27 protein-coding genes are annotated in these 26,873 nt (G+C 57.4%); 14 read left to right on the top strand and 13 right to left on the bottom strand.

What is annotated here, in order from left to right:
• Nucleotides 1-270 precede the first annotated feature (270 nt).
• The 6 genes from gltA to FE840_RS13030 all read left to right on the top strand — a co-directional run bounded on the left by gltA (nucleotide 271) and on the right by FE840_RS13030 (nucleotide 7,379).
• Nucleotides 271-1,560: a citrate synthase gene (gltA, locus tag FE840_RS13055; protein ID WP_138288701.1), complete on the top strand. Its 1,290-nt coding sequence runs from the start codon at nucleotides 271-273 to the stop codon at nucleotides 1,558-1,560.
• 338 nt (nucleotides 1,561-1,898) lie between these two features.
• Nucleotides 1,899-3,788: a peptidylprolyl isomerase gene (locus FE840_RS13050; RefSeq protein WP_138288702.1), complete on the top strand. Its 1,890-nt coding sequence runs from the start codon at nucleotides 1,899-1,901 to the stop codon at nucleotides 3,786-3,788.
• Nucleotides 3,789-3,810: 22 nt separating this feature from the next.
• Nucleotides 3,811-4,833 carry an anthranilate phosphoribosyltransferase gene (gene trpD, locus FE840_RS13045; protein WP_138288703.1) on the top strand — a complete coding sequence of 341 codons (1,023 nt, stop codon included), beginning with the start codon at nucleotides 3,811-3,813 and terminating at the stop codon, nucleotides 4,831-4,833.
• A gap of 10 nt (nucleotides 4,834-4,843) precedes the next feature.
• The gene (gene trpC / locus FE840_RS13040; protein WP_138288704.1) at nucleotides 4,844-5,659 is read left to right on the top strand and encodes an indole-3-glycerol phosphate synthase TrpC; all 816 of its coding nucleotides are present in this window, start codon (nucleotides 4,844-4,846) and stop codon (nucleotides 5,657-5,659) included.
• A complete protein-coding gene (moaC, locus tag FE840_RS13035; RefSeq protein WP_138288705.1) occupies nucleotides 5,656-6,156 on the top strand; it encodes a cyclic pyranopterin monophosphate synthase MoaC in 501 nt (166 codons plus the stop codon). Before trpC ends, moaC begins: the two co-directional genes overlap by 4 nt.
• Complete coding sequence (locus FE840_RS13030; RefSeq protein WP_138288706.1) at nucleotides 6,156-7,379, top strand: molybdopterin molybdotransferase MoeA; 1,224 nt, start codon at nucleotides 6,156-6,158, stop codon at nucleotides 7,377-7,379. The genes moaC and FE840_RS13030 overlap by 1 nt, the downstream gene beginning before the upstream one ends.
• Nucleotides 7,380-7,478: 99 nt before the next feature.
• Here the strand turns inward: FE840_RS13030 and pyrG are convergent, their stop codons facing one another.
• The 4 genes from pyrG to FE840_RS13010 all read right to left on the bottom strand — a co-directional run bounded on the left by pyrG (nucleotide 7,479) and on the right by FE840_RS13010 (nucleotide 11,572).
• Nucleotides 7,479-9,116: a CTP synthase gene (gene pyrG, locus FE840_RS13025; protein ID WP_281366678.1), complete on the bottom strand. Its 1,638-nt coding sequence runs from the start codon at nucleotides 9,114-9,116 to the stop codon at nucleotides 7,479-7,481.
• 133 nt (nucleotides 9,117-9,249) lie between these two features.
• Entirely contained in the window at nucleotides 9,250-9,645 is a 396-nt protein-coding gene (gene secG / locus FE840_RS13020; protein ID WP_138288708.1) for a preprotein translocase subunit SecG, read from the bottom strand.
• A 91-nt stretch (nucleotides 9,646-9,736) separates the two neighbouring features.
• A complete protein-coding gene (gene tpiA, locus FE840_RS13015; RefSeq protein WP_138288709.1) occupies nucleotides 9,737-10,507 on the bottom strand; it encodes a triose-phosphate isomerase in 771 nt (256 codons plus the stop codon).
• Nucleotides 10,508-10,690: 183 nt separating this feature from the next.
• Entirely contained in the window at nucleotides 10,691-11,572 is an 882-nt protein-coding gene (locus tag FE840_RS13010; protein ID WP_138288710.1) for a dienelactone hydrolase family protein, read from the bottom strand.
• Between FE840_RS13010 and FE840_RS20880 the strand changes: the two genes are divergently transcribed.
• The 3 genes from FE840_RS20880 (at nucleotide 11,559) to FE840_RS13000 (ending at nucleotide 14,441) form a co-directional block, all read left to right on the top strand.
• Nucleotides 11,559-11,918: a hypothetical protein gene (locus FE840_RS20880; RefSeq protein ID WP_246318927.1), complete on the top strand. Its 360-nt coding sequence runs from the start codon at nucleotides 11,559-11,561 to the stop codon at nucleotides 11,916-11,918. The genes FE840_RS13010 and FE840_RS20880 overlap by 14 nt on opposite strands.
• A complete protein-coding gene (gene parE, locus FE840_RS13005; protein WP_246318912.1) occupies nucleotides 11,815-13,842 on the top strand; it encodes a DNA topoisomerase IV subunit B in 2,028 nt (675 codons plus the stop codon). Before FE840_RS20880 ends, parE begins: the two co-directional genes overlap by 104 nt.
• A gap of 170 nt (nucleotides 13,843-14,012) precedes the next feature.
• Nucleotides 14,013-14,441, top strand: a complete 429-nt coding sequence (locus FE840_RS13000) for a hypothetical protein (RefSeq protein ID WP_138288712.1) — start codon at nucleotides 14,013-14,015, stop codon at nucleotides 14,439-14,441.
• Nucleotides 14,442-14,453: 12 nt separating this feature from the next.
• On the opposite strand, the gene FE840_RS12995 is transcribed toward FE840_RS13000, so the two are convergent.
• The 3 genes from FE840_RS12995 to FE840_RS12985 form a co-directional block, all read right to left on the bottom strand.
• Nucleotides 14,454-15,593 carry a DUF2336 domain-containing protein gene (locus tag FE840_RS12995; RefSeq protein ID WP_138288713.1) on the bottom strand — a complete coding sequence of 380 codons (1,140 nt, stop codon included), beginning with the start codon at nucleotides 15,591-15,593 and terminating at the stop codon, nucleotides 14,454-14,456.
• A gap of 191 nt (nucleotides 15,594-15,784) precedes the next feature.
• A complete protein-coding gene (locus FE840_RS12990; protein ID WP_138288714.1) occupies nucleotides 15,785-16,396 on the bottom strand; it encodes a flavin reductase family protein in 612 nt (203 codons plus the stop codon).
• A complete protein-coding gene (locus FE840_RS12985) occupies nucleotides 16,393-16,977 on the bottom strand; it encodes a nitroreductase family protein (protein ID WP_138288775.1) in 585 nt (194 codons plus the stop codon). Before FE840_RS12985 ends, FE840_RS12990 begins: the two co-directional genes overlap by 4 nt.
• A gap of 110 nt (nucleotides 16,978-17,087) precedes the next feature.
• On the opposite strand from FE840_RS12985, the gene FE840_RS12980 reads away from it, so the two are divergent.
• Entirely contained in the window at nucleotides 17,088-18,035 is a 948-nt protein-coding gene (locus tag FE840_RS12980; RefSeq protein ID WP_246318770.1) for a hypothetical protein, read from the top strand.
• A 58-nt stretch (nucleotides 18,036-18,093) separates the two neighbouring features.
• Here FE840_RS12980 and FE840_RS12975 read toward each other — a convergent pair whose 3' ends face one another.
• The 4 genes from FE840_RS12975 to FE840_RS12960 form a co-directional block, all read right to left on the bottom strand.
• Nucleotides 18,094-18,936 carry a lysophospholipid acyltransferase family protein gene (locus FE840_RS12975; RefSeq protein ID WP_138288715.1) on the bottom strand — a complete coding sequence of 281 codons (843 nt, stop codon included), beginning with the start codon at nucleotides 18,934-18,936 and terminating at the stop codon, nucleotides 18,094-18,096.
• 99 nt (nucleotides 18,937-19,035) lie between these two features.
• A complete protein-coding gene (thrS, locus tag FE840_RS12970) occupies nucleotides 19,036-21,033 on the bottom strand; it encodes a threonine--tRNA ligase (RefSeq protein WP_138288716.1) in 1,998 nt (665 codons plus the stop codon).
• Nucleotides 21,034-21,190: 157 nt separating this feature from the next.
• Nucleotides 21,191-21,556, bottom strand: coding sequence for a membrane protein insertion efficiency factor YidD (gene yidD / locus FE840_RS12965; RefSeq protein ID WP_138288717.1), 366 nt, complete (start codon nucleotides 21,554-21,556; stop codon nucleotides 21,191-21,193).
• Between the two features lie 3 nt (nucleotides 21,557-21,559).
• Nucleotides 21,560-22,006: an iron-sulfur cluster assembly scaffold protein gene (locus FE840_RS12960; RefSeq protein ID WP_138288718.1), complete on the bottom strand. Its 447-nt coding sequence runs from the start codon at nucleotides 22,004-22,006 to the stop codon at nucleotides 21,560-21,562.
• Between the two features lie 275 nt (nucleotides 22,007-22,281).
• Between FE840_RS12960 and folE the strand changes: the two genes are divergently transcribed.
• From folE to FE840_RS12945, 3 genes are all read left to right on the top strand, one after another.
• Complete coding sequence (gene folE, locus FE840_RS12955) at nucleotides 22,282-22,887, top strand: GTP cyclohydrolase I FolE (RefSeq protein ID WP_138288719.1); 606 nt, start codon at nucleotides 22,282-22,284, stop codon at nucleotides 22,885-22,887.
• A 14-nt stretch (nucleotides 22,888-22,901) separates the two neighbouring features.
• Complete coding sequence (gene hisI / locus FE840_RS12950; protein WP_138288720.1) at nucleotides 22,902-23,354, top strand: phosphoribosyl-AMP cyclohydrolase; 453 nt, start codon at nucleotides 22,902-22,904, stop codon at nucleotides 23,352-23,354.
• 104 nt (nucleotides 23,355-23,458) lie between these two features.
• Nucleotides 23,459-24,418 carry a patatin-like phospholipase family protein gene (locus FE840_RS12945; protein ID WP_138288721.1) on the top strand — a complete coding sequence of 320 codons (960 nt, stop codon included), beginning with the start codon at nucleotides 23,459-23,461 and terminating at the stop codon, nucleotides 24,416-24,418.
• Nucleotides 24,419-24,450: 32 nt separating this feature from the next.
• Here the strand turns inward: FE840_RS12945 and FE840_RS12940 are convergent, their stop codons facing one another.
• Both FE840_RS12940 and FE840_RS12935 read right to left on the bottom strand, forming a co-directional pair.
• A complete protein-coding gene (locus FE840_RS12940) occupies nucleotides 24,451-24,885 on the bottom strand; it encodes a CBS domain-containing protein (RefSeq protein ID WP_138288722.1) in 435 nt (144 codons plus the stop codon).
• Between the two features lie 56 nt (nucleotides 24,886-24,941).
• Nucleotides 24,942-25,745, bottom strand: coding sequence for a rhomboid family intramembrane serine protease (locus FE840_RS12935; RefSeq protein ID WP_246318769.1), 804 nt, complete (start codon nucleotides 25,743-25,745; stop codon nucleotides 24,942-24,944).
• 311 nt (nucleotides 25,746-26,056) lie between these two features.
• On the opposite strand from FE840_RS12935, the gene FE840_RS12930 reads away from it, so the two are divergent.
• Nucleotides 26,057-26,668 carry a PilZ domain-containing protein gene (locus FE840_RS12930; RefSeq protein ID WP_138288724.1) on the top strand — a complete coding sequence of 204 codons (612 nt, stop codon included), beginning with the start codon at nucleotides 26,057-26,059 and terminating at the stop codon, nucleotides 26,666-26,668.
• Nucleotides 26,669-26,873 lie beyond the last annotated feature (205 nt).

Genomic DNA, 26,873 nt, shown 5'->3' with positions numbered 1-26,873 from the left:
GCCCCTCCGATGCAGCCTTTGGCGGCACTGCATGAGCAATTCGAATGTAAATAGTTACGGCAATTTAAACGTGTATTTCACCCTGAAATTCCGGGGTAATCGGGACTAAATCGATTTGAACCAAGCGGTTCGATTGTTGCTGATTTCGCGACGCACAATTTGCCCTTTGGATAGCTTGGCATTAACGTCCGTATCATATAGCTACTTCGACACGCTCAACTGATGGCGTCTGTTCTGCAGGCGCTGTCCCGCCAATTCCGGAGGATTAGCATGACGGACAAAAGCGCGACTTTGAACATGGGGGGCAAGGCAGTCGACCTGGACGTAAGAGCCGGTACGATCGGCCCGGACGTTATCGATATTGCAGCCCTTTACAAACATACCGGCGCCTTCACCTATGACCCCGGGTTCACGTCGACGGCCTCATGCGAATCCAAAATCACCTATATTGACGGCGATGAGGGTGTTCTGCTCCACCGCGGCTACCCGATCGAACAATTGGCGGAAAAGGGCGATTTCCTGGAAGTCTGCTATCTGCTGCTCTATGGCGAACTCCCGACTGCTGCACAGAAGCAGGACTTTGACTATCGCGTGACCCATCACACGATGGTTCACGAGCAGATGCAGCGCTTCTTTACCGGCTACCGCCGTGACGCGCATCCGATGGCCGTGATGGTTGGCACCGTTGGCGCGCTCTCCGCGTTCTATCATGACTCGACCGACATCACCGACCCGCATCAACGAATGGTGGCGTCGCTGCGCATGATTGCGAAGATGCCGACGATTGCGGCCATGGCCTACAAATACCATATCGGTCAGCCGTTCATTTACCCGCAAAACAGCCTGGATTATGCGTCCAACTTCCTGCGCATGTGCTTTGCGGTCCCCTGCGAGGAATATAAGGTCAATCCGGTGCTTGCACGCGCCATGGACCGGATCTTCATCCTCCATGCCGACCACGAGCAGAACGCCTCGACCTCGACAGTCCGTCTTGCAGGTTCATCGGGCGCCAATCCTTTCGCCTGCATTGCCGCAGGCATTGCCTGCCTCTGGGGTCCGGCTCATGGCGGCGCAAACGAAGCCGCTCTCAACATGCTGATGGAAATCGGCACAGTTGATCGCATTCCGGAATACATTGCGCGTGCCAAGGACAAGAATGATCCCTTCCGCCTGATGGGCTTTGGTCATCGCGTCTACAAGAACTATGATCCGCGTGCCAAGATCATGCAGAAGACGATGTACGAGGTTCTGGAAGCGACCGGTAACTCCGGCGATCCCTTGATGCAGGTGGCGCTCGAGCTCGAAAAGATCGCGCTCAACGATCCCTATTTCATCGAGAAGAAGCTCTATCCGAACGTGGACTTCTATTCGGGGATCACGCTGCGGGCGCTGGGCTTCCCCACGACGATGTTCACCGTGCTTTTCGCTCTCGCCCGCACCGTTGGCTGGATTGCCCAGTGGAACGAGATGATCGAAGACCCGCAGCAGCGCATCGGTCGTCCGCGTCAGCTCTACACCGGCGCGCCGCAGCGCGACTACGTGCCGCTGAGCAAGCGCTGAGCTTGGCAAACCGTATCACTCGGAGGCCGGCGGAAACGCCGGCCTTTTGCTTTTGGTGATCTGGGCTCGATTCGTCGGGCTTTCGTGGAGCGAAACTCATCGTCTGCTCGCCGGTGCTATAGGGCTGCCACGGGAAAGATCAGCTCCATCTCCCAGTTCGAAGAGCCGAATCTGCGTTTGACAGCAGACAAAGCCCGGTTTTGCACGATCTCGATCAGTGACGATCTTGTGACAATCCGCATTCCGGCAAACGGCCTTCATTTCCTGTTCGGTTTGATTTAAGGAAGTCCACCGACTTCACCCGAAGCGAGGCACTGCCAAGAGGTATTCGCGTCCCAATGCTCGACCTACTGAGAAGATCATCCAAAACCCTGTTCGCCAAAATCCTGCTGATTGCGCTTGTCGTGTCCTTTGGTGTCTGGGGTGTGTCTGCATCGATTTTTGCCACACAGACCGATACTGTGGTGGCAGTCGGCGATCAGTCGGTCTCGATGAATGACTACGCCTTTGCCTATCAGAGGCAGGTCGCCGATCTCAACGCCCGCTTCGGAACCCAGTTGACAACGGAGCAGGCCCGGGCACTTGGAGTCGAAGCCCAGGTGTTCTCTCAGTTGGCAGCGGGTGCAGCACTCGATCAGTTGGCTGAAGAGCTGAACCTCGGCCTTTCCCAGGACCGGCTGGCCCAACTGATTGCTGAGGATCCGGCGTTCAGAAACGCGTCTGGCCAGTTTGATCGCAGCCTCTTCTCGGAACGCCTCCGTAGAGCCGGTCTGCGAGAAGACGACTATATCGAAGAACGCTCACGGGTGGCGATGCGCAGCCAGATCGTTGATGCCACTTCAAACGGGTTCCAGGCGCCTAAAGTGCTTGTCGATGCGTTGAAGAGCTATCGCGACGAAGTTCGCGATATCGATTATCTGCTGCTCACCAACGCAAACATCGATCCGATCCCTGCGCCAGATCAGACAACCCTTGAAGCCTGGTTTGAAACAGCGAAGGCCGGTTATCGTGCGCCTGAATATCGCAGCTTCGATTATGTGAAGCTGGAGCCGTCTGACATCGCTGATCCGGCTTCCGTGTCTGAGGATGCGATTCGCGAAGACTATGAGCGCCGTATCTCCAGCTATGAGACACCGGCGAGGCGCACAATCGAACAACTGGCATTCGAGAATCGCGAAGCCGCCGAGGCCGCGGCAGCGCAGCTGGCTTCCGGCACCACATTTGATCAACTCGTGACTGCTCAAGGCAAGACTGCCACAGACGTGTTGCTTGGAGATTTCACCCAGGATGCCCTTCCGGATGCCGCCTTGGCCGAGGCCGCTTTTGCGATCACCGAAGAAGGCAAGACCACGCCCGTCGTCGAGGGCGCTTTTGGCCCAGTGATCCTGCGGGTTACCAATATACGCGAGGCCCAAACCCGTCCGCTTGAAGACGTGCGTGACGAAATCCGTCAGGCACTGGCCGAGCAGGCTGCGGTCGAAGACATTACGGCCGTTCATGATCAGTTTGAGGACCTGCGTGCTGGTGGCTCATCACTCAAGGAAGCCGCCGAACAACTGGGACTTCAGCCGGTTTCAATAACCGATGTTGACCGCAGGGGTTTCAATACGAGTGAAAGCGAGGTCACGACTATTCCAGAGCGGAATGCCGTGCTTGCCGAGGTGTTCCGGACAGACATTGGTGTGGAGCCGCTGCCCGTCAATCTCGGCCTTAATGGCTATGTCTGGTTCGACGTAACCGATATCAAGGCCGACCGTGACAGAACATTGGATGAAGTCCGCACAAAAGCGATCGCTGACTGGACAGCCGAGCAGCAAAAGCTCGCGCTTGGCACACTTGCTGAAAATCTGCGGCAGAGAATTGAGAACGGTGGCGACCTGGAGGCGATCGCTGGCGAGTTGGGTATCGCGGTTGAGAGCAAGACCGGCATCAGCAGGAGCACCAGCGATGCGGTTCTTGGAGCTGGAGCGGTCAACGCGGCTTTCGGTGGCCCCATTGGCACAGTTGCCGCGGCACCAGGCGGCGATCCAACGACGCAAATACTTCTGGAGGTGACCGCCAGCCGTCAGCAGCCTGTCGCATCAGGGCTCGGAAATGAGGACGGACAGATTCTCAGTTTCGCCAATGCTGCCGGCGACGATATTCTCGATCAGATGGTCAGCGATTTGCAGACGACCTATGGTGTGACCTTCAATCAGGCGCTCGCCCAGCAGGCGATCGTACGATAGAAATGATTGGGGGAGATCTTCTATGGCGGGATTAAAGCCCTTCATCGCAAAAGTGGCCGCTGGCCAGGCACTTTCGCGGGAGGAAGCCGGCCAGGCCTTCGAGATCCTGATGTCCGGCGAAGCCAGCATGGCGCAGGTCGGCGGCTTCCTCATGGGACTTCGCGTTCGTGGGGAAACCGTCGAAGAAATTGCAGGGGCCGTCACGGTCATGCGGGAGAAAATGGTCCCGGTTGACGCCCCACACGACTCGATCGACATTGTGGGCACCGGAGGCGATGGGACCAACACCTACAATATATCGACCCTCGCGGCCCTGATTGTTGCGGGTGCCGGCGTCCCGGTGGCAAAACACGGAAACAGGGCACTCAGCTCGAAATCCGGCACGGCGGACGCGCTCTCACAGCTTGGCGTCAAGCTCGACATAGAGCCGGATGTCATTTCTCGCTGTATCCGCGAAGCGGGAATTGGCTTCATGTTTGCGCAATTGCATCATCCGGCCATGCGTCATGTCGGTCCCGCACGTGTCGAACTGGGAACGCGCACGATCTTCAACATCGTGGGTCCGCTATCCAGTCCCGCCCGTGTCAGAAAGCAACTTTTCGGGGTTTATTCTCCTGACTGGCTGATCCCCGGCGCTGAGGCACTGCGGGAGCTTGGCGTCACCAGCGCCTGGGTCGTTCATGGCAGCGGGCTGGATGAAATCACAACGACGGGTCCAAGCCAGGTTGCTGAACTCAAGGACGGCGAGATCCGCCGTCTTGATCTTACACCCGCCGATTTTGGTGTCGAAACAGTTCCTCTCGATGCCATTCGCGGCGGCGATGGTGCTGTCAATGCCGCGGCTTTGCGAGACGTGCTTGGCGGCGCAAAGACGCCCTACCGGGACGTTGCACTGTGCAACGCAGCTGCCTCGCTGATTGTGGCCGGCAAGGCGAAAGACGTGACCGAAGGGATGCATCTTGCCAGTTGGTCGCTAGACAGCGGCAGTGCTGCCCGAGCACTCGATGCACTCGTCGCCATTTCCAATTCCGTTGGTCAGGACTAGGATTAAAAACATGACCGATATCCTGAAGCGCATCGAAACTTACAAGCGGGAAGAAATCGCTGCGGCCAAGGCCGCCGTATCACTGTCCGAACTGAAAGACCGGATTGCCGCTCAGGAGGCACCGCGCGGCTTTTACAGTTCATTGGTCCGCGCGCGAGACGAGGGGCGCTTCGGCCTCATTGCCGAAATCAAGAAGGCGAGCCCGTCCAAGGGGCTGATCCGCCCCGATTTCGATCCGCCGGCACTGGCTTCCGCCTATGAGGCGGGTGGCGCTGCCTGCCTTTCCGTGCTGACGGATACGCCGAGCTTTCAGGGCGCACCGGAGTTTCTCACCGCGGCCCGCAAGGCTTGCAGCCTGCCGGCGCTTCGCAAGGATTTCATGTTCGATGCCTATCAAGTCTATGAAGCGCGTGCCTGGGGGGCCGATTGCATCCTGCTGATCACGGCGTCCCTTTCAGACGGTGAAGCCGCCGAACTGGAAGCCGTTGCGTTTGAACTCGGCATGGATGTGCTGGTCGAAGTGCATGACGCCGAGGAAATGGAGCGCGCACTCAAGCTCAAGTCTCCACTCGTGGGTATCAACAACCGGAATCTGCGCACCTTCGAGGTCAGTCTGAGTGTCAGTGAAGACCTCGCATCCATGGTACCAGCAGATCGTCTCCTCGTCGGTGAGAGTGGCATCTTCACCTATGAAGACTGCCAAAGGCTGGAGAAATCCGGGATTACGACCTTCCTCGTCGGCGAAAGTCTCATGCGCAAGGACGATGTTGCCGATGCCACTCGCCTTTTGCTTACCGGCAAGAGCAGCGCGATGGCTGCGGAATGACTGAGGCTGATCGCCCGTCCCTCACCCATATCGGTGCCTCTGGAGAGGCGCATATGGTCGATGTCGCCGACAAGGCTGAAACCGTGCGCATTGCCGTTGCCGAGGGCCATGTTCGAATGGCCAAGGAGACCCTGGCGATCATCCGCGAAGGGAACGCCAAGAAGGGTGATGTCATTGCAACCGCAAGGATTGCCGGCATCATGGCCGCCAAGCAGACGGCAAACCTGATCCCCCTCTGCCATCCGCTGATGCTTTCGAAAATCACCGTCGAGATCACAGAAAACGCCACTCTTCCGGGCCTTGATGTTGTCGCCACGGTCAAGCTGACCGGAAAGACAGGCGTCGAAATGGAGGCGCTCACCGCCGTTTCGGTTGCCTGCCTGACAATCTACGATATGGCCAAGGCCGTCGACAAGACCATGGAGATTGGCGGCATTCGGCTTCTTGAGAAGAGCGGCGGCAAGTCCGGTCACTTCCGGCATCCGGAGGCCGGCTGATGTCCCTTCTGCCTGTGGAAGAGGCGCAGCAGCGGCTGCTTGACCGCGCCAGCCCCATCCAGGACATTGAGGCTGTGGGCCTGCATCAGGCAGCACAGCGCGTGCTGGCGAAGGATGTGGTCTCGAAACTGACGCAGCCACCCTTTCACGCTTCCGCCATGGATGGGTATGCTTTGCGCGCTGCCGATGCGGCTGAACCGGGGACGGAGCTTGAAGTCATTGGCGAATCTGCGGCCGGTCATGCCTTTGATGGCATGGTACGAACGGGCACTGCCGTTCGTATCTTTACAGGAGCGCCGGTGCCCGACGGTGCTGACAGCGTGCTTCTGCAGGAAGATGCGGAAAAGCTTTCGCCGCGTTGTATTCGGACCCTTTATCCCGTTTCGACAGGTCGCCACATTCGCCCCAGAGGTCAGGATTTCACTGAAGGACAAACGGTCCTTAATGTAGGAGCCAAGCTCGACTTTGCACGGTTGACGCTGGCCGCCGCTGCCAATCATGACCAGCTGCCCGTCTATCGCCAGCCACGCGTCGCGCTCATTGCAACCGGTGACGAGCTTGTCCCACCGGGGGGCAAGCCCGGGCCTTCGCAGATCATCGGATCCAACACGTTCGGTGTTGCAGCCCTCGCCAAAGACAACGGTGCTGACGTTCTAGACCTTGGCATCGTGCCTGACGATCGTGACGCCATTCATCGCGCCATCGAAGCGGCGCAGGCCAAAAATGTCGACGTGATTGTCACACTCGGAGGTGCCTCGGTTGGAGACCACGACCTGGTGCAATCTACGTTCCTGGCGGCAGGCATGGTGCTCGATTTCTGGAAGATTGCCATGCGCCCCGGCAAGCCACTGATGGTGGGCAATCTCGGAACGACCCATGTCCTGGGGCTGCCCGGCAATCCTGTTTCCAGCATGGTCTGCGGCCTGCTCTTTCTTGAGCCGCTATTGGCCAGACTGGGTCATCTGCCCGCACCGAATCGAATGTCGACAGCCGTGCTCGCCTCGCCCCTGAAGGAAAATGATCGACGCCAGGATTATCTGCGCGCGCGGCTTTCGATTGGGCCCTCCGGCGAACGACGTGTGACGAGTTTCGAGAAGCAGGATTCATCCATGATGAATATCTTCGCCCAGTCCGACTGCCTGATCATCCGCCCACCCCATGCGCCTGCCATGGCCGCCGGCGAAACCTGTCCGATCATGCTGCTTCGCGATATCGGTCACTGATCATACCCCGGGGTCTGGCAACAACCAATCTCTGACCCAAAGTAAACAGCCCGACCAATGGCCGGGCTATCTCAAGCAGTTTTTGTTCCTCACGACAGCTTAAACGAGGCGGCTCTGTTCCAGCGCCGCGCCAATAAAGCTCGCAAAAAGCGGATGCGGATCCAGCGGACGCGACTTGAGTTCCGGATGATACTGGACGCCAATGAACCAGGGATGATCCGGATACTCGACCGTTTCCGGCAGGAGACCATCGGGTGACATGCCAGAGAAAACGAGACCGCATTCTTCCAGCCTGTCCTTGTAGTCGACATTCACCTCATAGCGATGACGATGACGTTCGAAGATTTCGGTCGAGCCGTAAATCTCCGAAATCTTCGTTCCCTTCTTGAGGGCCGCCTTGTAGGCGCCAAGGCGCATGGTGCCGCCCAGGTCGCCGCTCTCGGCACGTTTTTCAAGCTGGTTGCCCTTCATCCATTCGGTCATGAGGCCAACCACTGGCTCACCGGTTTTCCCGAACTCTGTCGAAGAGGCGTTTTCGATGCCGGCCAGATGGCGCGCGGCTTCGACCACGGCCATCTGCATGCCAAAGCAGATGCCGAAATAGGGAACCTTGCGTTCACGGGCGAACTGGGCCGCCAGGATCTTGCCTTCCGACCCACGCTCACCGAAGCCGCCGGGCACGAGGATCCCGTTGACCTTCTCCAGATAGGGAGACGGGTCTTCCTTTTCGAATACCTCAGATTCGATCCATTCGAGCTTGACCTTCACCCGGTTGGCGATACCACCGTGGTAGAGGGCTTCGATCAGAGACTTGTAGGCATCCTTGAGGCCCGTGTACTTGCCGACAATTGCTATCGTCACCTCGCCTTCCGGCGTACGGATGCGGTTGCAGACCTCTTCCCAGGCATCAAGGCGCGGCTTAGGTGCTGGCTCGATCCCGAAGGCGGCCAGCACTTCGTTGTCGAGCCCTTCCTTGTGATAGGCCATCGGCACATCGTAGATGTTGGCAACATCAAGCGCCTGTATGACCGCAGACGGACGCACGTTACAGAACAGGGAAAGCTTGCGACGTTCGGCTTCCGGGATTTCTCGGTCAGCGCGAACCAGAAGAATATCCGGGTGAATGCCGAGGGCCTGCAGTTCCTTGACGGAATGCTGGGTTGGCTTGGTCTTCAATTCGCCGGCTGCCGGAATATAGGGCATCAGGGTCAGGTGAAGATAGATCGCGGTACCGCGCGGCAGGTCGTTGCCAAGCTGGCGGATCGCTTCCATGAAGGGCATGGCTTCGATGTCGCCGACGGTGCCACCGATCTCGCAGATGACGAAATCATAGTCGTCATTGCCTTCAATGACGAAGTCCTTGATCTCGTTGGTGACGTGCGGAATGACCTGGACAGTTGCGCCGAGATAGTCGCCGCGACGTTCCTTGTCGATGATGTTCTTGTAGATGCGACCGGTGGTGATGTTGTCGGTCTTGGTCGCGGAGCGCCCTGTGAAGCGCTCGTAGTGACCGAGATCGAGGTCGGTCTCGGCACCGTCGTCGGTAACGAAGACTTCGCCGTGTTGAGTCGGGCTCATGGTGCCCGGGTCAACGTTCAAGTAGGGGTCCAGCTTGCGCAAACGCACGCGGTAACCCCGTGCCTGCAACAATGCTCCGAGTGCTGCGGCCGCAATTCCTTTGCCAAGAGAGGAAACCACGCCGCCAGTGATGAATACATATCGCGCCATGGGCTTCACCGGATACCGTTTCAGATTCGATTCCACCAGCCCAAATTCAGGCATTCCACGAGTTTTTCTGTGGGCGGTGGAAGACAGACAAAATAAATCCGGCGGACCCGAGAGCCCGCCGGAGCGAATTCATGCGGTCCGATCAGTTATTCGGAACGCCAGTCGGATCGGCCGCTGGCGGCACAACTGGTGTGGTCGGCGCAGGCGCGGTTAGCGCTCCCGCTCCGCCAGGCAGCTGGTCGAGTACGCTCGGCGCGCCTTCAGTCGGTGTAGAGGAGTTACCAGCCGGTATGCGATCGAGAATATCGGTAGGACGCGATTCGTAACGCGCCATCAGACCGAGCCCGAGCGAAGTGGCAAAAAACAGGGTTGCCAGTATCGCAGTCGTGCGGGTCAATGCATTGGCGGTACCACGCGCCGACATGAAGCCAGATCCGCCGCCAATACCCAATCCACCACCTTCAGAGCGCTGCACCAGCACGACACCGACCAGCGCCAGAACGATCATGAGGTGAATGACAATCAAAACAGTCTGCATGGAAAATCCATCCGGCCCGCAAGGGGCAAATTTCAGGGTTGGCGGCTCTTTACATGAGAGCGACCGGCAAAGAAAGCCCCTCGCCGGCTTTTCAGGCGGTCAGCTCTTCATAGACGCCGTATATGGCGAGGAAATCGCTGGCCTTCAAGCTTGCACCACCGATCAGAGCGCCGTCCACATTGGCAACTGCCATCAGTTCCTTGGCGTTGCCCGGCTTGACGGAACCACCATAGAGTATGCGCATGCGCTTGCCTTCATCACCAAAGCGCTTGACGAGTTCGTCGCGCATGAAAGCATGGGCCTCGGCCACATCGGCTGTTGTCGGTGTGAGGCCTGTCCCGATGGCCCAGACCGGTTCATAGGCAATGACGGTGTTCTCTGCCGTGGCGCCGTCCGGCACAGAGCCAGCCAGCTGGCGCTTCAATATGTCCAGCGTCTGTCCGGATTTCCGCTCATCCGCCGTCTCACCAATGCAGACGATCGCCGTCAGATCTGCGGCAAAGGCAGCCTCCGCCTTGGCGCGCACCAGGTGATCCGTCTCGGCATGGTCCGTTCGGCGTTCGGAATGGCCAACAATCACATAGGTACCGAAGCAATCGGCAATCATCTCTGCAGACAGGTCGCCGGTATGGGCGCCGGACGCATTCTGATGGCAGTCTTGTGCACCGATTTCCAGAGGACTATCGGTGCACAGCGCCGTCGCCACATAGAGAAGCGTTGCCGGCGGGCAAATGAGACTGTCGACCTTTTCGGAGAGAGGTTTTGACACACCTTCCGCCATGGCCTTTATCTGATCCAGCGAAGCGCGTGTGCCATTCATCTTCCAATTGCCCGCAACAAGCGGTCGAACTTCCGGTGTCATAGCCTATACCCAACCCAATAGTTTCTTTGGGGCAACTAACAAATTGACGCTTGAAAAGAAAGAGAAACCGGGGCGCTGGCGCTTACGATCGGGCGATATGGTGAAAATGTGAACTGCAGATGCAGGATTTTATGTGCTAGCGCGCTGTGGCCCTTTCACTTTGGCAGCGGAATTTCGCCTCGATCAGGAGAGAATCCAATTTAGGATGGATCGCCAGTCGCTCATCCGGATCGGTGTTCCATGCGAACCGGTCTCAAAGACTGTCAGCCGCACAGGTTGACCGTTTGCGCGTAGCGTCCGGTAAAACCGTTCCATGTCCGCGGCAGCGTAGACACTGTCGCGGCTTCCATGGGTAAGCCAGATCGGCAGCTTAGCCCGGGCCGCAACGCTTTTTGTATATGTGGGGTCTGGCGCGCCACCGAGGATAACCATACCCTCAAGCTGCTGGACCGCAGAAGCCTCGCGCGCAACGCCCCAGCAGATGAAACTGCCCATGGACGCGCATGCCAGAACAACGGGTCGCCCACCGGATCGCGCATGTGCATAGCCAATGAGTTCCACGGCCTGGACCACACCTCGTTGATCAAAGCTCGCAATGCTCGGGGCATAATAGGTGCCACCATTCTCGGTATGAAGGTTTTTCAGCCGATTGAAATTGCCACCGAATGAAAAATCGTTGATGCCGAGCCGCCGGTCCCCGCCCCGCCCATGAATGAAGATGGTCGTGAAGGCCGCCGCTTCACTTTTTCCAACACGAGCGACCTCAAGAGGACCGCTTGGCAGGTTCAGTGTCTCGTTTTCCTGCGCCCGTCGAACACCAAGCGAGACATAGCGGTCTTTCACCCGACGCTCGGGAATGCTATCGCGCCCATTAATGTCGCGCATCTCGTCATAATCCCTGACCTCAAAGCGGCCGTCATCCTCGCTGCGCAGCACAGACTGTCCCGCAAACAGTTCATCCTTGTAGGGGCCTAGCGCTTCAGCATTTGCCTCAGAGACAAGCAGAAACGGAAGGAGAACGCCGAGGGAGCGGAAAAAGCGGAAATGAGCTGTGGACATCGACATGGAAGAAAGTGTTCTCCTTGGCCTGCGCCTTGCGTTTCAGGGCATCGCCGCGCAAAGCTTCCGCGATTTCAGACATGCCGGTCGCACGGCAAGCTCGCACCTGACCCGTCTCTCTGGCACACTTGGCCCGATTCGCAATCATAGACGCCAGGCTGTCGATAAATCCCGGATGGGACAAAACTGCGACCGCCTCAACCAGAGTATCGACCGAACAGATGGACGACAACGATCTCTTTTCAACAATGCCGCTTGTCCAAAAGACGGTAGCTGTTCCGGAACCCGAGCCCGCCGCAAAAGCGAAGCCATCGGCGTCCGCGCCAGCAGCACCCGCAATATCTTCGGGTGAAGACTATGGGGCGTCATCCATCCGCGTTCTTGAGGGCCTGGAACCCGTGCGGATGCGTCCGGGCATGTATATCGGTGGTACCGACGAAAAGGCGCTGCATCACTTGTTTGCCGAAGTCATTGACAACTCGATGGACGAAGCAGTTGCCGGACATGCCAACTTCATTGATGTACATCTCGACACCGAGGGCTTTCTGACCGTCACCGACAATGGTCGCGGTATCCCGGTTGAGCTTCACCCCCAGGTGCCGGGCAAATCAACGCTCGAAGTCATCATGACCAAGCTCCATGCCGGCGGCAAGTTTGACGGCAAGGCCTATGAGACCTCCGGCGGTCTGCATGGCGTGGGTGTGTCGGTTGTCAACGCGCTCTCGGATCTTCTCGAAGTGGAGGTCGCGCGCAATCGCAAGCTTTATCGACAGCGCTTTTCTCGCGGTATCCCGCTTGGTGGACTTGAGGAACTGGGCGATGTCCATAACAGACGTGGCACTCGCGTCCGCTTTCACCCGGATCCGCAGATATTTGGAGACCATGCCCGTTTCGATCCCGGTCGGATTTTCCGAATGGCGCGGTCGAAGGCCTATCTCTTTGGCGGTGTCGAGATCCGGTGGAGCTGCGATCCGGGCATGGTGCCAGAGGGCGGCGACATTCCAGAGAAGGCCGTTTTCCACTTCCCAGGCGGCCTCAAGGATTATCTGGCCAATACGCTGGGCAAGGAATTTACAGTCACCCGTGAGATTTTTGCTGGCAAGACCGAAAAGACCGGCGGTCATGGTGCGCTGGAATGGGCTGTCACCTGGTATGGCGGCGATCCGCAGATCCATTCCTATTGCAATACCATTCCGACACCCGAAGGTGGCACCCATGAGGCCGGCCTGCGGATTGCGCTCACCAAAGGACTGAAGAGCTACGCTGAACTGACCCAGAACAAGCGGGCGCAGCAAATCTCCACCGAAGACGTGATGATCTCGGCGGTCGGCATGCTGTCTGTCTTTATCCGTGAACCGGAATTCGTTGGCCAGACGAAGGACAAGCTTGCGACGGTTGAGGCCCAACGCATTGTCGAAAACGCACTCCGCGACCCATTTGACCACTATCTCGCTGATAATCCGAACGAAGCCGCGAAGCTTCTGGATTGGGTCATCGAGCGCGCCGAGGAGCGCCTTCGCCGTCGCAAGGAGAAGGAAGTCAACCGGAAGAGCGCGGTACGCAAGCTGCGCCTGCCCGGCAAGCTCGCCGACTGTGCGCAGAATACGGCGGAAGGCGCAGAGCTTTTCATCGTCGAGGGTGATTCGGCGGGTGGCTCCGCGAAGCAGGCGCGCAACCGCGCCAATCAGGCGATCCTGCCTCTGCGCGGCAAGATCCTCAATGTCGGCAGCGCCAGCCGCGAAAAACTGATGGCCAACCAGCAGATCGCCGATTTGATCCAGGCGCTGGGCTGCGGAACGCGCAGCAAATATCGTGAGGAAGATCTGCGCTATGAGCGGATCATCATCATGACGGACGCCGATGTCGATGGAGCGCATATCGCGTCTCTTTTGATCACGTTCTTCTATCAGGAAATGCCTGAACTGATCCGTGGTAATCACCTGTATCTGGCTGTCCCGCCGCTCTATGTCATTCGCCAGGGGGCAAAGACAGTCTACGCGCGCGATGACGCCCATCGGGCCGAGTTGATGGAAACTGTGTTCAAGGGCAAGAAGGTTGAAGTCGGGCGGTTCAAAGGCCTCGGCGAAATGATGCCGGCGCAGCTGAAGGAAACGACGATGGATCCGGGCAAGCGCACGCTATTGCGTGTCGAAATTGACGAAATCGATTTCGAAGGCACGCGCGACGCTGTCGACGCCCTGATGGGGACAAAGCCCGAGGCCCGTTTCAGGTTTATCCAGGACCGTGCGGCGTTCGCGGACAATCTCGATATCTGACCGTCTTTCGCCGTGGTTGCCGCTGGTGGCATTTATGTGTCTGCGAGCTTTGAAACGAGAGAAAGTTTCTCTTCGATTTCGTGGCTTGAGACTTGTCTTGGTTTGGCTGCAATCGTCGTGTTTCATCCGCTCATGAACCGCAACCGGCCAATGATGGAACGTTTTCTGCCATGAAGACCGCCTTGATCATGATGACCATTCTGGGCTGCGACGATGCCATGGAGCAGTGCAAGTATGTCGAGACAGCACCTGAACGCTTCGTGTCTGTAGCGCTTTGTGATGCGGCCACAGACAACGTCCTGGCACGCTATACCGACATACCCTACCCTACCGCCGTGGCAGTTTGTCAGGCGCCGGCCCCTGAAATTGTGGATCAGTTGGCGCAGGGGAAACCCGATTTCTCAAATGATACAACGAATGCTCTCGCTCCAGAGGTTCAAGAGCCGAACGAGGAAGAAAAGCAATCACTGGCAAAGCGAGCCGTGCAGGCCATACGCGGGGTCATCCCCGACAAGGATGATATCAAAATGGTCGTACAGACCCCGTTCCACGTCGTCTCCGACAGTTACTCCTGGGTTGCCCGGAAGATTAACCCCTGACCTCGACCGGTGTCAGGCGGCCGTCAAGGCGAGACCCGTTGCATAGTCGCGGGCCATCCGGCGCTCTTCTGCAATCGCCAGACGCTCCACCATGTCCAGCAAAGCTGCGGCAGAACCGGAGAGGTCGCTTCTGGTCCGGTACTGCTGCAACAGCCTGTGGGCAATATGATCGAGTTCAAAGCCCATGGGTGTCTGGATTGCGTTGCGCCAGAGCATGATCGCTTCCACAAAGATTTCGCTGACATCACGCGTCAAACCTGAGGCCTCCAGAAGCGCCCGCACGGCGTGATACCGCCCGGTTGCGAGGATCGATCGTACGCGCCTTTCCTCCATGCCGGAGATGGCGACGAGTGCCGTTGCGAAGAAATCTGTTCGACCGGCGCATAGGCCATGCATCAGGAAGGCAGGCGTCAAGCGCCCAGCGCTCCGCAACTGCTCAACCAGTCCCGGCAATTCATCGACCAACACCGAAGCGAGGATGGCCATCGTCGCGCTATCACTGGCCTCTCTCGCAATTCGCTCGATTCGCCGTTGGCCGACTGCGGCACGCACGAGATCTGAACCCGCAAGCGCATCGGCGACAAATTGCACGAGGATCTGCCGTACATCGGCCGGCAGGTCATCACGATCAAGCAAGAGCGAGCGGACACGCTCGGAACGGCCATGCCGCTCGGCGATCCGCTTCAGCGTCCAGCGTGTGAAAGCAACATTCGGGTTTTCAAGCAGGACCTCAATTTCGGCTCCCTCCCCGATCTCTGCAAGAGCCGCGGCTACGGCCACGCTGACCATTGGGCGCGCCGCAATCAATGCCCGGGTCTCGAGGGTCCCGCGACCCGCGATATCGACAAGATCGGTATCGACCAATACGGGAGATTGGAGGATCACCAAGGACGCGATTTCCGGCTGGTCTTCCGCAAGGCAGACCATGATGGCTCGGGGCGCCTGAGGTGCGGCAGCCAGCACCTCCGCCAAGGCAAGACGGACCTGAGGCGCGGGATCGTCAAGAAGATAGGTCATTGCGAGTTGCGCAGCCTGCCGATCCGGTGGCGCCATGGATGACTTAAGATAGGCCCGAGCCAGTGCGTTTGCAGCACGCGCACGATCCTGTGCCTTTGCTGTTTCGACCCATTTGAGAAAAGCTGCGACAATCACCGTGCTACCCAATCCACCTTACACTACTGCCCGCCGTTATCGTCGGCTTGCAGGCAGGTTAGCGCCAATTGGCTAATGAATTGTTCACCACGTTTCTTAACCGGCGCAGATTGGCGAGAGATCTGCCAATCCAGTGTCTCGCTCGGTTCCTGTGCACCTAACCCACTCAGATGGAAGACTTTGATCTTTTCTCAGCTCTTCACTGATGGTCGGGCGAGTTCGAACACGTCCGAAATATGCGCATAATCCATATACCCCATCCGAAGAAGCGGTCTGGCGATACTCGCATCAAAGCGCCCGTTTCTGATCGCCTTCTCGTCCAGGTGGATTCCGACAACCTGGCCAAAGACGGCATAGCTGTCGCTCGGCTCTCCGCTGACATCAGAGAGCCGCAGGATTTCCGTGACGCGGCACTCAAGCGCGGCAAAAGCCTCTCCCACGAAAGGCGCTTTAACGAGTTTTCCGTCGACAGGCGTCAGCCCTGCGAGAGCGAACTCATCCTCGCCATAAGGGACTGCCGCAGATGAAGCATTCATATTTTCCGTTAGATTGGCGCTGACGAAACTTGTCGTAAACTCGCCCGTTTCTTCGACATTGCGCAGTGAGTCCTTGCGACCGCTAGATGAGAACATCACGATTTTTGGGCGATCACTGACGGCATTGAAGAACGAGTAGGGAGCAAGATTGCGGGTACCGTTCGTCCCTCTGGACCCAATCCAGCCGATGGGGCGCGGCGCGACGATTGCCTTGAATGGATCGTGCGCCAGGCCGTGGGCGTTTTCGGTCGTTTCATAGAATCTCATGCTGCGCCACCGACCCATGTTGTCAGATCCGCGATCGAGGGTCGAGGACGCTCGGTGATCGGGAAAGTCGTGGAGCCCATGTGAATGAAACCTGCGACCTTTTCACCTGCTTTCACGCCAAGAACAGCATGCGCTTCCTCATCAAAGGCAAACCATTCCGACAACCAGTTTGCGACGTAACCATGGGCGTTTGCCGCCATCAGCATATTCAGGCAAACCGCTCCTGCGGACATGACCTGCTCCCATTCCGGAATTTTTGCGTGCGGAGCCGCCGTTGAAATGACTGCGACAACCACGGGAGCCCGTGTAAAGCGCGTCCGCTCTACTTCAATCATCTCCTGCGACAATGCAGGGTTCTTCTTCAAGGCAATTGCCAAGAGCTGTTCACTGATCGTCTTGCGTTCCTCGCCGCGATAGACGATGAAACGCCAAGGCGCGATTTTGCCGTGGTCAGGCACGCGCACGGTCAACGTGAGAATCTTCTCCAGTTCGGAACGCGACGGGCCTGGTTCGCACATCTGAAATGCGGGTACCGAGCGGCGAAATGACAAATACTCCAGCAGACTGGCGTTTTTTTCCATATTTGAATACCTTTTATAACGATCTCGGTGGCACTCAAGTCTTGAAATTGCCACTGCATTGGGTTTGAACTTGCTGGCATTGGAGAGGAAGTCAACACACAGTGCGTCACATGACATTCCACAAACTGCTGACAGGGCTCATCGTCATTGTCTGCGCGTTCGGTTCAAGCGTCTCATCCGTTTCGGCGCAAGATGCTTTCGAAACGTTCAAGCAGCTGGATGGCAGCACGAAAATGCCAAAGCTACAGGCGTTTTCCCCCAATCTGGCGCCGTTAACGCCAACCATTTCGGGCCGAAATGTCAGACTTGAGGCTAAACTGAACGGCACGAACGAGCCGATGCAGCATGGACTTTCATGGCGGGTATTCAGTCAAATCCCCGGCCCCGACGGAAAGTTGCCTCTCCTTGCCAGCGCCGAAGGAGGAACAGCGGATTTCCAACTCCTTCCGGGAGAGTATTTCGTCAATGTGTCTTTCGGTCGTGCCGGAGCAACGAAGCGGCTGTCAGTACCGAAAGAGGGGGAGATCTCGAATCAGGTGATGGTGCTTGATGCCGGGGGGCTTGTGCTGAACGCTTCATCCGGAAGCGATACCCAGATTTCCAGCCAGAAACTGCTATTCGACATCTATTCAAACGAGGTCCAGGCCGACGGCGAACGGGGCCTGATTATCGCGGATGTCCAACCCAATACGATCATCCGCCTCAACGCCGGCACCTATCATGTCGTCTCCGAGTATGGCTCGATCAATGCTGTCGTTCGTGCCGACATCCGTGTCGAATCAGGCAAACTGACCGAAGCGACCATTCAACATCGTGCTGCCCAGGTCGGATTGAAACTCGTTTCCGAAGTGGGTGGAGAAGCGATCGCCGATACCGCCTGGTCCATCCTGACATCTGGAGGTGACGTCGTTGCTGAAAGTGTCAGTGCCTTTCCCATCATGGTGCTTGCCGAGGGCAGCTACACGGCGATTGCCCGCAACAAGGACAAGATCTATCAGAAAGACTTCGAGGTGGTCGCCGGGGTGAACGACAATGTTGAAGTGCCACTGACGCAATAGTCGCACCCGAACTTCTTCGTGCCTCAAGTAGCACGCCACAAATGTCTGTTACGCGCTTTTATCCGGCTTTGCGGAACGAGACCTTTACCGGAGCCGGCGCCATCGAAAAGACCGCATCATATAGCTTTGAAAGAAGATCCTTGCGATCACCAATCACGCTCAGGTCTTCCCAGGTCATCACCTTACCGACTCTTGCCCTGATCGTTGATCCTGAGAGCCGCCGGAACTCTCGAATCAGCAGTGAGACGCGCAGGGTCATAGAAATCCGGCTGGCGAGATGAAAAAGCCGGCCGTTCTGCCCTTCGAAATAGACAGGGACAACACTGGCCTTGGCAGACTGGATGAGCTTCGCGGGGAAGACCTTCCACGGCAGATCTTCGGCGCGTCCAAATCCCTTTTTTGCAGTTGCCACGCCACCGGCCGGAAAAATCACGACCGTCACACCTTCCTTGAGCAAACGCACAGCCTCATGGCGGGTCTGCATGTTGATAGCAAGCGCTTCCTTCGTCTCTTCGAAGGACACGGGTAACGAATAGGGTCCCATCTCCGGCACCTTCAACAATTCATTGTTGATCAGAACGCGGAAGGGGCGGCCCAATTGCTCCGCCAGGGCGAGAACGGCAATTCCGTCACCAATCCCGAACGGATGATTGGCTACAATCACAACCGGACCTTCCGGCAGGTTTGCGGGCGGCCAAACGCCCTGCACATCCATGGTCACATCAATGAGATCGAGCATTTTGCCGAATACGCGATCCGTCTTGCCCACGATGTCATTGCGCCAGATTTCATAGAGGCGGGAATAGCGATCTCGTCCCGACAAACCTTCAATCGAACGGATAAACCACCGCTTCAGTTTTGGATCGCGCGCGTTGGCATAGGAGAGTTCTTCGAATCGCACAGGTCACCTGAGAGCATGGAAGCCGTCTTTGTGACCGGCTTACTGCAAATTCACGACAGTTTGCTGACAGGGCCCGTCACGGGCCCTGTCATAAAGTCCTCAGACGGAACGAGCAGCCAGCTTCCGCTTGACATCCGGCGGCGTCGCCTCTCCGGCCAGAACGGCAACCGCCTCCGTGAGCGACATGGATGTCTGATCCTGCGAGCCCAGGCGACGAACATTCACTGTCCGCTCCTCGGCCTCCCGCTTTCCGCATACGATGATGACGGGCACCTTCGAAACCGAATGCTCCCGGATCTTGTAATTGATCTTCTCATTGCGGAAGTCCGTTTCCACCTGGAGACCCGCATCGCGCAATTCCTGGGCAACTTCGCGCCCGTAATCGTCGGCATCGGACGTTATTGTCGCGACCACCACCTGCAGCGGCGCAAACCAGAGGGGCATGTGACCCGCAAAGTTTTCGATCAGGATGCCGAGGAAACGTTCCATGGAGCCACAGATCGCCCGGTGGATCATAACGGGTTGAACCTTCTCCGAGTTCTGATCGATGTAGAAGGCACCGAAACGCTCTGGCAGGTTGAAATCAACCTGCGTCGTACCGCATTGCCATTCCCGGCCGATAGCATCCTTCAGCGTGTACTCGAATTTCGGGCCATAGAAGGCTCCCTCGCCCGGCAGAATGCCGGTCTTGATGCGACCGCCGGATTGCTCTTCAATCGTCTTCAAGACATCCATCATGACCGTTTCCGCGCGATCCCACAGATCGTCTGAACCCACCCGCTTTTCCGGACGCGTAGACAGTTTGACCACGATTTCATCAAAGCCGAAATCCTTGTAGACCGACAGAATGAGGTCATTGATGCGCAGGCATTCCGCCGCCATCTGCTCTTCGGTGCAAAAGACGTGGGCATCGTCCTGTGTGAAACCACGAACGCGCATCAGGCCGTGCAATGCGCCGGATGCCTCATATCGATGAACCGTGCCGAATTCGGCGAGGCGGACCGGCAGTTCGCGGTAGGACTTCAGGCCATGCTTGAAGATCTGGACGTGGCCGGGGCAGTTCATCGGCTTCAGGGCGAAGATCTTCTGATCGGCTTCCTTGTCATCGGGATGGGTGAAGGCATGCGCCGATTTTACGGCAAACATGTTTTCCTGATACCAGCCCCAGTGACCTGAGGTCTCCCAGAGAGATTTGTCGAGGATCTGCGGCGCATTGACCTCTTCATACGCGCCCTCCAGCCTGCGGCGCATATAGGCCGTCAGCGTCTGGAACATGCGCCAGCCCTTGCCGTGCCAAAAGACCACGCCGGGACCCTCTTCCTGAAAGTGGAAGAGATCCATTTCCCGCCCAAGCTTGCGATGGTCGCGCTTCTCTGCCTCGGCCAGCACATGCAGATACTGATCCAACTGCTCCTGTTCGGCCCAGGCCGTTCCGTAAATGCGCGTCAGCATCGGATTGTTGCTGTCGCCTCGCCAATAGGCACCGGCCACCTTCATCAGCTTGAAGGCGGTTCCGATCTGCCCCGTCGATGCCATGTGCGGGCCGCGGCAGAGATCGAACCAGTCGCCCTGATAATAAATCTTCAGGTCCTGGTCCGCCGGAATGGCCTCAACCAGCTCCACCTTGTATTTTTCGCCCTTGGCCGCGAACACTTCCTTTGCCTTGTCGCGCGACCAGACTTCCTTGGTGAAGGGCTTGTTGCGCTGGATGATCTCGCGCATCCGCTTCTCGATCTTCGGCAGATCCTCTGGCGTGAAAGGCTCATCCTTGGCGAAGTCGTAGTAGAAGCCGTTTTCGATCACTGGACCGATGGTCACCTGCGTTCCGGGCCACAACTCCTGCACGGCTTCAGCCATGACGTGGGCCGTGTCGTGACGAATGAGCTCAAGCGCTCGCGGATCGGTGCGCGTGACGATTTCGATTGCGCCGTCTACGACAAGGTCCGACAGGTCGCAGAGCGTGCCATCAAGGGCAATCGCAACTGCCTTCTTGGCGAGCGACTTCGATATGCCTTCGGCGACCTCGCGACCGGTGGTGCCGGCAGCGTATTGACGGACAGAGCCATCGGGAAATGTGAGGGAAACAGATTCTGACACCAGACTTCTCCTTATCCAGTCCCGCCAACGAATGCGGGTGGTGAAAGCAGCAGGCGCTCACGCCTGCCATGAACCGCCGCTTCATAGGATGGAAGCAACATCTAGTAAAGCGGGATTGCCTGTACGGGTGGAGAGCAAGTCAGATGGCTCATATGACTTACGTTCTTTTGTGCCGGCCAAGGCCCCACAAACGCCAGGGATTGTACCAGCGCAATGTCGGCACAAGTTCACTAGGTACGGGATCGACGCCCCAGGTGCCCCCTGGTCCGCAGCGGGCAACCCGAAAAACCGTCATCCAGCCGCCGAGCCAGAACCCATGTCGGGCTATCGCTTCATAGCCATACTCCGAGCATGTCGGCATATGCCGGCAGGAACTGCCTATCATGCTGGAGAAGGTCACTTGGTAGAGGCGTATGAGGCCCACCCCCAGGAGACGTCCCGGGGTCTTCCTGAAGGGACCGCTCCAATTGCGCCCGCGCTTGACGTCTTCGGCGCCGTGCCCGCAATTCGGTCCATTGCACATCTGTCAGCTCGCCTGCGCGCTTTTGTCAGTGTTCTCAATCTGGTCGAGACAATCGATGACAGCGTCAAATGTCAGCATTGTTGATGCGTGACGCGCCTTGTAGTCACGGACCGGCTTGAGGAAGCGCATCTCCTCGAATCGATCGACGGGTCCCTCGCCGCCCGACTTCAACATGGCGAGCATGTCCTCTCTGGCCTTTCTGATCTCTACTGCGGTTGCACCAACGACATTGCGGGCCATAATGGCGGAGGACGCCTGGCCTAGCGCGCAGGCTTTCACCTGATGCGAGAAATCGCTGACGACGCCGCCTTGAACCTTAAGAAATACCCTGACCTTCGAGCCACAAAGCTTGGAGTGTTTCTCACACGAGGCGTCCGCTTCCGACAATTTGCCTATCCGACCAATATTGCCGGCGAATTCCAGTATCTTGGTGTTGTAGATGTCGTCCATGGTCACCGCACTAATGGCTCAAGCGTCAGGATGAGGGGGTCGTCCTGGTTTCGAACTTCCCCCATCAGCCAAGATTTGGGGTCTGTTTTGCTCCAAGGCGACTTACCATATAAGATAGGGCAGCTTCCTATCCAATGGAACGGGTTCCGCCGTCGCACCCGCTTTCATAGAAATTTTGCGAATTCGGACTTGCAATATGGTCCGCATTACGCATTTACAGTTTGGCAGCGCACCAAAGAACGGTCCACAAGAATGAGGACCGGGAGACCAATGCCATGGACGCCATCGTCAAAAAGCTGAATGTAGAGCCACTCCGCCCGACACGGGAGGAAGCCGAGGAGGCTGTGCGCCTGCTTCTGCGCTGGGCAGGTGACGATCCGGATCGGGAAGGCCTGCTCGACACGCCGGCGCGCGTGGCAAAGGCCTATGCCGAGCTTTTTTCCGGTTATGGGGCCGATGTGGACGAAGTGCTTGGCCGTACCTTCGAGGAAGTCGGCGGCTACAATGACATCGTGATCGTGCGGGACATTTCGTTTTTCTCACATTGCGAACATCACATGCTGCCCGTCATCGGCAAAGCGCATGTTGCCTATCTTCCCTCCGGTCGCGTTCTCGGTCTATCCAAGATCGCCCGGATCGTCGATGTTTTCGCACGGCGTCTGCAGACACAAGAGAACATGACTGCACAGATCGCAAATGCCATTGATGACACGCTTGCGCCACGTGGCGTTGCGGTTTTCCTCGAGGCCGAGCATATGTGCATGGCCATGCGTGGCATTCAAAAGACCGGCTCAACAACGCTCACCACAACGTTTACGGGCGCATTTAAGGACAATGCCGCAGAACAGGCCCGCTTCATGGCGATGGTTCGCGGTCGCTGAGAAAAGAACCTGCCATGACGCTCGAATTTCAGCCGCCTTCTCGAGACAAGCTCGAACTCGAAGAGGGAATGGCACTGACACCAAAGTTTGATGATCAGGGCCTTGTCACCGCCGTCGTGACCGACGCGCGGGACGGCGAATTGCTGATGATCGCCCATATGAATGCGGAAGCGCTTTCGCTCACGCTTGAGACTGGTATTGGCCATTATTACAGCCGTTCGCGCTCCAAGATCTGGAAAAAGGGTGAAAGTTCCGGCAATCTGCAATCGGTCAAGGAAATACGTGTCGACTGTGACCAGGATGCGATCTGGCTAAAGGTCGAGGTGGCCGGTCATGACGCAACCTGTCACACCGGTCGACGTTCCTGCTTTTATCGACGTGCGTCCATCGTGGATGGCAAGGCCGGTCTGGAAGTTGCGGACGACCACCGTCATTTCGATCCTGCTGATATATACGGCAAAAAGTGATCCCAAATGGTGACTTTTTCATCTCCCGCCTTCGCCTAAACCAATTTGAAAGCATCCGGTGTCCTAATGTTGAACTATGGTGTTCAGCGAAAGGGGTAATGTTGATGCTGAACTGGAATACGAGATCCCCAACTGCAGTTCGCGCCAATGACACCGGCGTGGCACCGGGCAATGCTATGCCCACCTCCCCTCCTATCATTCCCTCGAAACCTCGCCCTAGGATCGCCCTTGCTCTCGGCGGTGGCGCTGCACGAGGCTGGGCACATATCGGCGTCCTCCGTGCTCTCGATGAAGAAGGGATAGAAGTCGGAATGATCGCCGGTACATCGATCGGCGCGTTGGTGGGAGGATGCTATCTTGCTGGCAAGCTCGACGAACTCGAAGCCTTTGCCCGGTCTCTGACCATGCGGCGGATCGCATCGCTGCTCGATTTCACCATTGGTGGTGGTGGGCTGTTTGGCGGTATGCGTCTGACCAAGCGGATGCAGGAGCACATTCAAGGCATCATGATCGAGGACTTGCCCAAGCCTTTCGTTGCTGTCGCGTCGGAACTGAACAGTGGGCACGAAGTCTGGATCGACCAGGGTCATCTGATCACCGGCTTGCGTGCGTCCTACGCCCTGCCCGGTATTTTCGAGCCTGTCATCAGCAATGGCAGGACATTGATCGACGGGGCATTGGTCAATCCAGTGCCGGTTTCGGTGTGCCGCGCCTATGAGCAGCCATTGGTCATGGCCGTGAACCTCAACTACGACCTCTTTGGACGCTCAGCGGTCGTCAAGCATAAAGCAGGCGACGGAACCGAGACTCTTCCGGATGACAGCAAGGATCGCGGTCGTGTCGGCGTGACCTCGGTGATGGTTCAGGCCTTCAACATTATTCAGGACCGAATCTCGCGTGCGCGTCTGGCGGGCGACCCTCCGGATCTGGCACTGCACCCCCGCGTTAACGATATCGGACTGTCCGAGTTCCACCGCGCCGGAGAATCAATCCAGCGCGGATATGAGGAAGCGAAGGGACGTGTCGCGGAAGTACGTCGCATGCAGGACGCGATCAATCGCTGAATAAAACGTAGCGAACCGCAACCGAGTACGGGTTATCCGGCTATGTAAGCCTTGATGTGCTCGGCCTCGGCCTCGATTTCGCGGATACGTGCCTTGACCACGTCACCAATGGAAATGATTCCCGATAGCCTTCCCTCATGCTCCACAGGAGCGTGTCGGAAACGTCGAGTGGACATGACTTCCATCAATTCGTTCAGACTGGTTTCTTCCCGGCAACGGTAAACATTGGCGGTCATATATTGCGAAATGGGATTATCAAATGCCGCTTGCCCGTCCTGCCCGATCGCCCGAACGACGTCACGTTCCGTGAAAATGCCGACAATTCGACTTTCCATCCCAACAACAACGACCGCACCGATCTTGTTTTCATCAAGAACGCGAGCAGCCTCGCCCAGGGTCATTTGCGGGCCGACGGTAACAACGGACCGTCCTTTTTGATCAAGTATGCTTCTGGCGGATGCAGACATGTGTTCCTCCTCGCACTCATTGCGCGCAATCCCTCACCTTCCCGAGTGAGGATGCGCTAAAATGGTGCCTGCAAACCTGAACGAAAGCAAGCCGGTCGCTGCCCCCTTTCAGTTGCCAATCGCTCTCCGATCAAAGAGGAAAATCCCAGAAATCCGAGAAGAAAACCGCCGATATGCGCATCCCATGCAATGGCCGCCTGACTGCCAAAGAGCGGCATGCCGAAGGCAATAGCAATATTGATTGCAAACCATACTAGAACAAAAACCCTGACATTGCGCTGAGACAAGGCCTCTCCGATACCAAGCAGAGCAAATTCGTGATGCGTGTGGCGGAGAAAGCGCCGATCCTTGTCGACAAATGCAAATCGGCACGCGCCTCCCATGAAGGCGGACACCACGCCAGACGCTCCGACCATCAGGGTTGGTTCACCCCAATTCACATAGGCGTGAAGGCCGGCACCCGCGGCGGCTGAGACGATCCAGAGCGCTATGAATTGGATTGGACCGATCCGGCGGTAAACGGGGGTTCCGAAGGCGGCAAGCCACAGACTGTTGAAGGCAAGATGTTCCAGACTGCCATGAAGAAGCGAGTAGGTGACCGGAGTCCAGAGCCACGCCAGCGATTGCTGGGAAAACGGAACGAGATAGCGAATAGGTGAGAAAGCGAGTTCGAAGGTCAGCCAATCAGACAGATCATGCCCCAGCACCATGTTCTGCATCGTATAGATGCCCGCGAGCAGGATAAGGGAATAGACGATGCCCTTTGGAATATTGAAGACTGGGGGCTCATCCGGACCATGTCCTTGGTCCAAGTGGCCCAGGGGAGCCTCCCGTTCTCCGGCTTTCTCGTCTTCCATCATTTCAAGCCCTCTGTTGTGGTCCCCGTGGTTAGCGCAGCGAAGGCACAAAAAAAAGGCCACTCTCAAGGAGTGGCCGCTTCGGGCATCGGGCTTCTCAACCTGTAACCGCAGTTGGTGCCGAAGAAGATCTTCGTGAAATGCTGAAAACAGCCATCGCACAAGGCAGCCGGCGGAGCAACCTCAACCAACTTTTAACCTTAACGCACAAACCGCTTCAACCAATGGGCGAAATCGCCAGCACACGTTAAAACGTTATGTTAATAGCTTGCATCTAAATATCTTTGCAAAGCCACCTAGACAGATAAGCCAAGATGTTCAGTCCTCAGGCCAGTCAAACCGCAGCAATTGCTTCTCCCGGCCATCAACGGGCGTTCCAACGCGTAGCCGTGACACTGCAGGGGCGCCTGATGCTCGCGAATTACGAGGAGTTTGTCTGCAAGGTGATCGACATGTCACCGGGTGATGTCCGTTTTGCTTGTGCCGGCGTTCCCCGTGTCTCCGAACGCGTGATTGCGTATATCGATCACCTCGGGCGTATCGAAGGTACAGTCGTGAAGCTGACCGAAGACGGCTTTGTCATTTCCATAAATGCGACCGTCCGCAAGCGCGAGAAATTGGCCGCCCAGCTCACCTGGATTGCCAACAAGCATGAACTGGGACTTCCCGAAGATCGCCGCCATGATCGACTGACCCCGCGCCAGACTCGCACCGAACTGACACTGGAAGACGGAAAACGTTATCCTTGCAGACTGATGGACCTCTCTCTCTCCGGGGCCGCGATCGATATCGATATTCGTCCGCCGATCGGGTCTGCCGTGCTTCTTGGCAATATGCGCGGTCGCGTTGTCCGACACTTCCTTGAGGGTGTGGCGATTGAGTTTCTGTCATTGCAATCACGCGATACACTGACCGAATTTCTCTAGGTCCTGGAACTAGACGACCACAAAAGGGGCGCCGCTGGCGCCCCTTTTTTTGCTTCGGCGCGCGCAATCATCCCCCGTCCGAAAAAATCACTATTAAACATTTTTTCTTGTTGACGCGGACCCGGCTCGTCAAATTCCAGCCGTGAGCGCCAGAAGCTGCGCAAGATTGGCGGCGTTGGCATCTACCGGGTCGCGCACAAACCTC

Origin of the sequence: Peteryoungia desertarenae, assembly GCF_005860795.2 — a bacterium.
In the GTDB taxonomy this organism is placed as follows: Bacteria; Pseudomonadota; Alphaproteobacteria; order Rhizobiales; family Rhizobiaceae; genus Allorhizobium; species Allorhizobium desertarenae.
This window is presented reverse-complemented; position numbering and strand designations above follow the sequence as displayed.

Bases quoted from the DNA above. Each gene is read 5' to 3' on its own strand.
- FE840_RS12960 (WP_138288718.1), bottom strand. From the start codon at position 22,006: ATGGACGACATCTACAACACCAAGATACTGGAATTCGCCGGCAATATT.
- moaC (WP_138288705.1), top strand. From the start codon at position 5,656: ATGACTGAGGCTGATCGCCCGTCCCTCACCCATATCGGTGCCTCTGGA.
- FE840_RS12985 (WP_138288775.1), bottom strand. From the start codon at position 16,977: ATGGAAAAAAACGCCAGTCTGCTGGAGTATTTGTCATTTCGCCGCTCG.
- FE840_RS13010 (WP_138288710.1), bottom strand. From the start codon at position 11,572: ATGTCGATGTCCACAGCTCATTTCCGCTTTTTCCGCTCCCTCGGCGTT.
- FE840_RS12940 (WP_138288722.1), bottom strand. From the start codon at position 24,885: ATGTCTGCATCCGCCAGAAGCATACTTGATCAAAAAGGACGGTCCGTT.
- yidD (WP_138288717.1), bottom strand. From the start codon at position 21,556: ATGTGCAATGGACCGAATTGCGGGCACGGCGCCGAAGACGTCAAGCGC.
- trpD (WP_138288703.1), top strand. From the start codon at position 3,811: ATGGCGGGATTAAAGCCCTTCATCGCAAAAGTGGCCGCTGGCCAGGCA.
- FE840_RS13050 (WP_138288702.1), top strand. From the start codon at position 1,899: ATGCTCGACCTACTGAGAAGATCATCCAAAACCCTGTTCGCCAAAATC.
- FE840_RS12945 (WP_138288721.1), top strand. From the start codon at position 23,459: ATGCTGAACTGGAATACGAGATCCCCAACTGCAGTTCGCGCCAATGAC.
- FE840_RS12980 (WP_246318770.1), top strand. From the start codon at position 17,088: ATGACATTCCACAAACTGCTGACAGGGCTCATCGTCATTGTCTGCGCG.
- hisI (WP_138288720.1), top strand. From the start codon at position 22,902: ATGACGCTCGAATTTCAGCCGCCTTCTCGAGACAAGCTCGAACTCGAA.
- gltA (WP_138288701.1), top strand. From the start codon at position 271: ATGACGGACAAAAGCGCGACTTTGAACATGGGGGGCAAGGCAGTCGAC.
- FE840_RS12930 (WP_138288724.1), top strand. From the start codon at position 26,057: ATGTTCAGTCCTCAGGCCAGTCAAACCGCAGCAATTGCTTCTCCCGGC.
- secG (WP_138288708.1), bottom strand. From the start codon at position 9,645: ATGCAGACTGTTTTGATTGTCATTCACCTCATGATCGTTCTGGCGCTG.
- parE (WP_246318912.1), top strand. From the start codon at position 11,815: ATGCCGCTTGTCCAAAAGACGGTAGCTGTTCCGGAACCCGAGCCCGCC.
- FE840_RS12935 (WP_246318769.1), bottom strand. From the start codon at position 25,745: ATGATGGAAGACGAGAAAGCCGGAGAACGGGAGGCTCCCCTGGGCCAC.
- trpC (WP_138288704.1), top strand. From the start codon at position 4,844: ATGACCGATATCCTGAAGCGCATCGAAACTTACAAGCGGGAAGAAATC.
- tpiA (WP_138288709.1), bottom strand. From the start codon at position 10,507: ATGACACCGGAAGTTCGACCGCTTGTTGCGGGCAATTGGAAGATGAAT.
- FE840_RS13000 (WP_138288712.1), top strand. From the start codon at position 14,013: ATGAAGACCGCCTTGATCATGATGACCATTCTGGGCTGCGACGATGCC.
- folE (WP_138288719.1), top strand. From the start codon at position 22,282: ATGGACGCCATCGTCAAAAAGCTGAATGTAGAGCCACTCCGCCCGACA.
- FE840_RS13030 (WP_138288706.1), top strand. From the start codon at position 6,156: ATGTCCCTTCTGCCTGTGGAAGAGGCGCAGCAGCGGCTGCTTGACCGC.
- FE840_RS12990 (WP_138288714.1), bottom strand. From the start codon at position 16,396: ATGAGATTCTATGAAACGACCGAAAACGCCCACGGCCTGGCGCACGAT.